General features: G+C 38.9%; 7 protein-coding genes. 6 read left to right on the top strand and 1 reads right to left on the bottom strand.

What is annotated here, in order from left to right; genetic code table 11:
* On the top strand, nt 1-365 hold a 365-nt coding region (locus tag FTT63_RS14630), incomplete at its 5' end, for an integrase core domain-containing protein (RefSeq protein ID WP_180192445.1).
* A gap of 152 nt (nt 366-517) precedes the next feature.
* On the opposite strand, the gene FTT63_RS14625 is transcribed toward FTT63_RS14630, so the two are convergent.
* A complete protein-coding gene (locus tag FTT63_RS14625) occupies nt 518-1,690 on the bottom strand; it encodes a replication initiation protein (RefSeq protein WP_127800989.1) in 1,173 nt (390 codons plus the stop codon).
* Nucleotides 1,691-2,546: 856 nt separating this feature from the next.
* Between FTT63_RS14625 and FTT63_RS14620 the strand changes: the two genes are divergently transcribed.
* The 5 genes from FTT63_RS14620 to FTT63_RS14600 form a co-directional block, all read left to right on the top strand.
* The gene (locus tag FTT63_RS14620) at nt 2,547-3,320 is read left to right on the top strand and encodes a ParA family protein (protein ID WP_127800991.1); all 774 of its coding nucleotides are present in this window, start codon (nt 2,547-2,549) and stop codon (nt 3,318-3,320) included.
* A 13-nt stretch (nt 3,321-3,333) separates the two neighbouring features.
* Nucleotides 3,334-4,245 carry a ParB/RepB/Spo0J family partition protein gene (locus tag FTT63_RS14615; RefSeq protein ID WP_127800993.1) on the top strand — a complete coding sequence of 304 codons (912 nt, stop codon included), beginning with the start codon at nt 3,334-3,336 and terminating at the stop codon, nt 4,243-4,245.
* A 430-nt stretch (nt 4,246-4,675) separates the two neighbouring features.
* On the top strand, nt 4,676-5,059 hold the full coding sequence (locus FTT63_RS14610) for a transposase (protein WP_180009506.1): 384 nt from the start codon (nt 4,676-4,678) through the stop codon (nt 5,057-5,059).
* A complete protein-coding gene (gene tnpB, locus FTT63_RS14605; RefSeq protein ID WP_159153866.1) occupies nt 5,056-5,391 on the top strand; it encodes an IS66 family insertion sequence element accessory protein TnpB in 336 nt (111 codons plus the stop codon). Before FTT63_RS14610 ends, tnpB begins: the two co-directional genes overlap by 4 nt.
* Nucleotides 5,392-5,465: 74 nt before the next feature.
* Nucleotides 5,466-6,777: IS66 family transposase (locus FTT63_RS14600; RefSeq protein ID WP_180192444.1), on the top strand; the 1,312-nt coding region annotated here is incomplete at its 3' end.

The following is a 6,777-nucleotide window of genomic DNA, read 5'->3' as shown; positions in this document are numbered from 1 at the left end:
AGCAAGCATTGCACGATCGAGGCATGCCAAAGAATGTGATTCATCATTCCGATAGAGGTGTTCAATATCTTTCTATTCGCTATACCAATCGTTTAGAAGCTGCAAATTTACGAGCATCAGTCGGTACGACTGGTGATTCATACGATAATGCTTTGGCTGAAACAGTGAATGGCTTATACAAAACAGAGGTGATTGAGTATTTAAAAGCAGATTGGAAAGGTTTAGCGGATGTACAACTTGCGACACTCAACTGGGTAGATTGGTTCAATAAAGAGCGTGTACACAGTGCATTGGGTTACAAGTCGCCTTTTGAGTTTGAAGCAATGTACTATGATAAGATTAACCCGTTAGGTCAGGTGGCCTAACTTAAATAAAAAAGTCTCCGACAAACCCGGTACGGTTCAGTCTCAATTTTCACACTTCATGCAACAGAGTCGTTTTTATCCTAAGGTCCTTACCACTTGTATTCTTTACGAACATATATCAAAAAAAGTGTAGCAAGTTGCTACACTTTTCGCTAGATCAACTCTTTACCAAAAATATCATTCAGTCTTTCACGAATACTATGGACGAATTCCGGATTACTTTTAAGTTTATGCTTCATATTTCGTTTAAAGTCATTCAACCCCATACCAATTTCAGCAAAATCCATTTGGAATAAAGTGTCATTAATGACAATATTTGCTTGAGAGTCAGTGAGGCATCCTACTTTTTTAAACCACTTCTTGAACTGCTGATAATTTTCATCATTATTAAAAATATACCAAGAACGTACATTCATATCGAATTTAGCCCCTAATTCTTTTACGGATGCATTGTCTTCAAATGGAACATCAAGATAGATTTTTTCAATCACTGCAAATTCATCCAGTGCCTTATCAGCAATCCGATGATGCAGTTTAAAATTCACACCTACAATTGGACGGCCTTTCTTAACGGTTTCATACTCTAATTGTAGATCTGTATTTTCGTTAATTTCTGCCACTATTTTGTCTAATACATAGCGTCTAAAATCTACCCAGCGATCATATTTGGTTTCATTAATATCAATCAGTGCTTTCAAGTTTTCTAAAAGTAATGGCACTTCATAACTCTTTTGATTGGCGTACTTAAATTCATTTTTAATGAAATAAGTATAGAGACTCATACTGGCAACAGAATCTAGGGCAAAAAGATGTTTTAGCTGATAGGTAGTAAAATTACCCCCAGCCAGTTGAGTGAAATACGGCAACACCTCACTGGTAAAACGAATCTGAATCGCATTTTTAGAATCATCTTCCCATCTTAACTCACGGATAATGGGAACGACAGAATGTACTTTTTTAGTCTTTCTTTTACCATTATCAGCAGGCTCCTCAATAATAAAATGAGCTACCCGGGATGAAAGCTCTTTGTAGATCCGATCTATTGCAACATTAATTGAATTACGTTTATTTAATCCTAGTAAATCTGCCAAATCATCCTTATACAAATAAATATAAGTTTGTTCGGTAATTTCACCATCTACCCTATTTTTCTCACTATAATTCGCAACCGCCATTGCATATAGAAGTGCCTTATATTCATTGGCTGATAATTCGATTGGGCGAATTAAACGGTTACTGGTACTGACAACGCCATTATGGCGAATGTTGCCTATACAGTAAGGAATATAATTCGATTCTTCTTGCAATGGTTCAGATTCTGTCATAACCGTGATATTTATAATTTAACTTAGTTTTTATATACAAAAGTGGAAAAACTTTCAAGACTTTCACCACAAGATTCTAAAAGTGGAAAGTTTGTCATCAAAAAGAAGCATTTTAGCCGGTTTTCTGCATTTAAAGTGGAATTAATTATAATCTTTCCACCCTATGATGACAGACCTTCCACCTTTAGTCTCGAAATTACAGTTCAGAAGGCCTATTTTTACTTTTTTCATTCAGATCTAGTTAGGTTAAGTCAGATAAAAACCCTGATGTGACAAGGCTTCCACCTTTTTGTTAGATTTAAAAGGTATAACTGCACATATAATCATCAGGAAATATCCAATAAAAAAAGATTATCCACAGGTTAAGAAGATACAGTGACAATCTTTCCACCTTTAAAGCTTAGTTATGAGACTTTATTAACAGCTTAAATATTTGTTTTTGCAATTATTTTTAAATAAAAATAGCAGATATAAAAATAGCAGTGACAAACTTTCCACCCTAGTGACAGACCTTCCACTTTAGAGTGACAAACCTTCCACTTTAGAGTGACAGACCTTCCACTTTAGAGTGACAAACCTTCCACTTTAGAGTGACAAACCTTCCACTTTAGAGTGACAAACCTTCCACTTTTAAATCTATAAGCATTTGTTTTATATAATAAAAATATGATCCTAATTATTAATTAGCTAAATAACTAATTATTCTAATTTTTAATTAAGCTAGCTTAGTTAAAAATTTATTTTTTAAACTGTTTTACAGCTGAATAAATAGGATTTATAAATTTAAAAACTATAGTAAGATGAATGAAAGTTATTTATATTACTAAACATTCAAATAAGGAAGCATCTGACACGCATGTCTGCAAAAATTATTACTGTTGCTAACCATAAAGGCGGATGTGGCAAAACAACGACTGTTGTACACCTAGCCTCAGAACTTGCCAATCTGGGCAACAAAGTTTTAGTCATTGATTTAGATCCTCAAGCAAACGCAAGTTTACACATTGGGATCCAACATCCAAGCGAAATTGCTGTCACTACAGCAGAATTACTAGTGGGCGATATTTCGTTGTTGGCAGATGCATTACAAGAAGAAACGAACTTTGAAAAAGTATCATTAATTTATGGTTCCTTGAATTTAGGAAAAACTGAAGATCAACTAAAAGAAGAAGCTCCCCGTCCTTCAGAAGAGTTAAATATCAAGTTAAAACTATTAAAAGATCTATATGATTTTATATTGATTGACTGCCCACCTAGCCTTAAATTATTAACCAGCAATGCCCTGGCATCCTCAACACATGTCATTATCCCTATCGAATCAGGATCACAATATGGATTATATGGGGTAACAGATCTTTTAAATCATCTTGAAAAGATCAAACGTATTAATCCAGATTTAGAGCTTTTAGGCGCTTTACTAATTAAGCATGATGAACGTCAGAATGTCTGTAAGCTGATTCGGGATGAAGCCTTGAAACAAGTGGGTAAAATTTTAGAAACCACAATTCCTCAAAGTACTAAAGTCAATCAAGCAGCCATTCTGCAACAACCACTTTTGAAAGTAGAAAAAAATTCAAAAGTACGTAAGGCTTTTGAAAGCCTTGCCAATGAAATTGTATTGAAAATTTAAACCTGAGAGCATTATGGCAAGCACCAAAGAGCTTTTAGCTCAGAAACTGAAACAGAATACAGAAAAACATCAGCAAGCACAGAAAGACAATATTAAAGAGCTGAAAGAGTTTAGACGTAATGTCCCTATTGAGGATATCAGCCGAAGTCTAAACCAGCCGCGTAAAATATTTGAAGAATCACAGTTAAAAGAACTGGCGGATTCTATTAATGAAATCGGCCTTTTGCAGCCCATTACAGTGCGTAAACTGGATAATCTGAAATATGAACTGATTGCAGGCGAGCGACGCTTACGGGCACATCAGTTACTCGGAAAGTCTGTGATTGAAGCCATTATCATTGATGCAAATAATGTAGAAGCATCTTTGTTAACCCTGGCCGAGAATTTAAAGCGTCAGGATCTGACAGATTATGAGATTTTTATTGGCCTGAACTCACTTGATGAGAAATTAAAGAAAAACAAGCAACGTTTAGCCAATTCACTGGGTTTAAATCGCGAAGATATGTACAAGTATTTAGCATACGAAAAACTGCCGCAAGCAATTTTAAATGACCTTGATGTGGAACCAGGCTTGCTAGGCCGTACTGCTGCAACTGCATTCAAAAAATTTCTATCGGATCATCTTGAACAACTCTCTGAAGCCGAAGTGGCCTTACTCGGAGCTTGGGAAAAATTAAAAGACAAAAAACTCGAGCAAAGCAAAGTTACTACTTATGCTGAAAAACTATTGAGTCAGAATCCAGAAAAACTGACCACAACATCCGTGGTCAGAAAAATTGAATATGCCGGTAAGATTGCGGGGAATATCAAACTGAATCAAAAACAGCTTAAGGTTTCTCTGAATATCTCGGAAATTGACGAAGCCAGTCTCTTACAATTAGAAGATTTCTTAAAACAGCTGATTCAAAAAAGCGAAAAAGTGTAGCAAGTTGCTACACTTTCTTAGCACCCTGAAACTAATTACATCCTCATGCATTATTGAATTTTATTTTCTTAAGTATGCTTCTTTACATTTGGTCTTTGAGAGTACTGTTACTTCGGACTGAGATTAAATTCTGCCTTTCTTCTGGTGGAGTAGTTTTATATTTATCCGGAAATATTATATATGTCCATATAAGCACTCCCAGTTTTCAGGTTTTGTATCAAAATAATCAATTCTTATCAGATTTTTCGATAGGGAAGTATATATGCTGGTGGAACATAAATAATTTGGTGGTGTTTCAAAAGGTATGCTGCCGTTAAAAAAATACGTTATTAAGGTAAAAGAAAGTAAGCATCCAGCTAACACAGCCTTACCAAGCGATCCTATAAGCCTTAATTTAGTTCCCACCTAAAAACAAGTGGGGACTTAATCTATGAACATGGATATATATTCAGCAACACCTCCTGTTGCTAAAAAACGCAGAACATACAGCAAAGAATTCAAATTCAGTATTGTCAATGCCTGCAAAAATCCTAATACCTCGATCGCTTCGGTCGCACTGCAACATAGTATTAATGCCAACCTTGTCAGTCGTTGGATCAGGATCTTCAGGCATCATGAGGGTGCCGTGCAGGATCCTACTCATGTGAATCCAGCATTTATTGCTTTGCCTTACACTGCTGCAATCAGCCAACCTATTGATGAGAGGATCACGTTGTGTATCACCGTGCCTCATACGAATAATGATATTCAGCTAAAATGGCAAGTATCGAAAATATCTGCTTTAGCAGAATTACTCAAGGTACTTGCAACATGATCCGCATTGATGAAATCTGGCTTTCTACCCAACCTCTGGATATGCGTGCAGGTATGGATACGGTCATGGCGCAGATTATGAAAGCCTTTGGCTCAATCAAACCGCATTGCGCCTACCTGTTCTCTAATAAACGTGGCCATCGTATGAAAGTGTTGGTACATGATGGACTGGGCATCTGGCTGTGTGCCCGGCGGCTGGAACAGGGCAAATTTCACTGGGCTCAAGTTCACCAAGGTGAAACCGTGGCCCTCAGCCCGGAACAGTTACAGGCACTGATCCAAGGTTTGCCCTGGCAGCGCATTGGACGGCAGCAGGTGGTGACGATGCTTTAAAACAGGCTGTTCCATTCTGCTATTCTCCAAACGTTCTATTTCATTCTTCTCATGACCTCAGGCATACTGCGGTCATGAATACGCTGCCTGACTTAAGCCAACTGACCCATGAACAACTGCTGGAATTCACCAGGCAGTTGGCGATGCAGCATCAGTCTCTGGCACAATCAAATCAAGAATTAGAAAAATCAAACCAGCAATTAGATGCCAGAGTTCAACATCTTGAAGTCATCAATCAGCAATTAGATTCTAAAGTTCAACATCTTTCTATTCTCAATCAAAAATACGAGCATGAACTCGCACTATTTAAACAGCACAAATTCGGCAGTAAAAACGAACATCTCACTGCAAAACAAATCCACCTGTGGGATGAAGCGGTCGAAGAAGATATTGCAGCCGTTGATCTGGAACTGGAACGGCTGAATGCAGATAAAACCGATGCAGCGACACACAAAGCCAAAGCAAATAAACCTAAACGTCGACCACTGCCAGATCATCTACACACCATCCGTATTGAGCATGAACCTGCATCAACCCAATGTGCTTGTGGCTGCCAACTCCGTCGTATCGGCGAAGATGTCAGTGAAAAACTGCATTTCAGGCCGGCACAGTTCTATAAGGAACAGCATGTACGTGGCAAATGGGTCTGTGATCAGTGCGACACCCTGACTCAGCAAGCGATGCCCGCCTATGTGATTGATAAAGGTATTGCCAGTCCTGAACTGCTCAGCCATGTGCTGGTATCGAAGTATGCCGATCATTTGCCGCTGTACCGTCAGCGCCTGATCTATCAGCGGGCGGGCATTGATCTGTCCAGATCCACGTTATCTGACTGGATTGGTCGCTGCGGTGTGGAACTGGAACCTCTGGCCAATGCCTTAAAACAGGTGGTGCTGCAACAGCGGGTGATCCATGCCGATGAAACGCCGGTCACCATCATGCGGATGGGTGAGAATGAGAAAAAACCGAAGAAAGGTTATGTCTGGGCCTATGCCACTACACAGTACAATCCAGTTCAAGCCGTGATCTATGACTTTCAGGATAGTCGTTCAGGTCAGCATGCTGAAGCGTTCCTGAAAGACTGGCAGGGCCATCTGGTCTGTGATGATTACAGCGGTTATAAAGCACGCTTTAAATCAGGTCAGGTCATTGAGGTGGGCTGCATGGCGCATGCGCGTCGTAAATTCCATGAACTGCATGTGACCAAAAAAAGTCAGGTCGCTGAACAGGCATTAGTGCTGATTCAGAAACTGTATGCCATAGAAGCAGAACTCAGGAAAAAGACCGATGGTACAGCAGAACAGCGCCGCGAATACCGACAACAGCATAGTCAACCGGTGATGCAACAACTGTATGAATGGCTCAACCAACATCAACTGACTGTGC

This window comes from Acinetobacter sp. C15 (assembly GCF_013420645.1).
Taxonomy (GTDB): Bacteria; Pseudomonadota; Gammaproteobacteria; order Pseudomonadales; family Moraxellaceae; genus Acinetobacter; species Acinetobacter indicus.
This window is presented reverse-complemented; position numbering and strand designations above follow the sequence as displayed.

What these genes read in the sequence shown, in the direction of transcription:
- FTT63_RS14625 (WP_127800989.1), bottom strand. Translation starts at nt 1,690, where the DNA reads ATGACAGAATCTGAACCATTGCAAGAAGAATCGAATTATATTCCTTAC.
- FTT63_RS14620 (WP_127800991.1), top strand. Translation starts at nt 2,547, where the DNA reads ATGTCTGCAAAAATTATTACTGTTGCTAACCATAAAGGCGGATGTGGC.
- FTT63_RS14615 (WP_127800993.1), top strand. Translation starts at nt 3,334, where the DNA reads ATGGCAAGCACCAAAGAGCTTTTAGCTCAGAAACTGAAACAGAATACA.
- FTT63_RS14610 (WP_180009506.1), top strand. Translation starts at nt 4,676, where the DNA reads ATGAACATGGATATATATTCAGCAACACCTCCTGTTGCTAAAAAACGC.
- tnpB (WP_159153866.1), top strand. Translation starts at nt 5,056, where the DNA reads ATGATCCGCATTGATGAAATCTGGCTTTCTACCCAACCTCTGGATATG.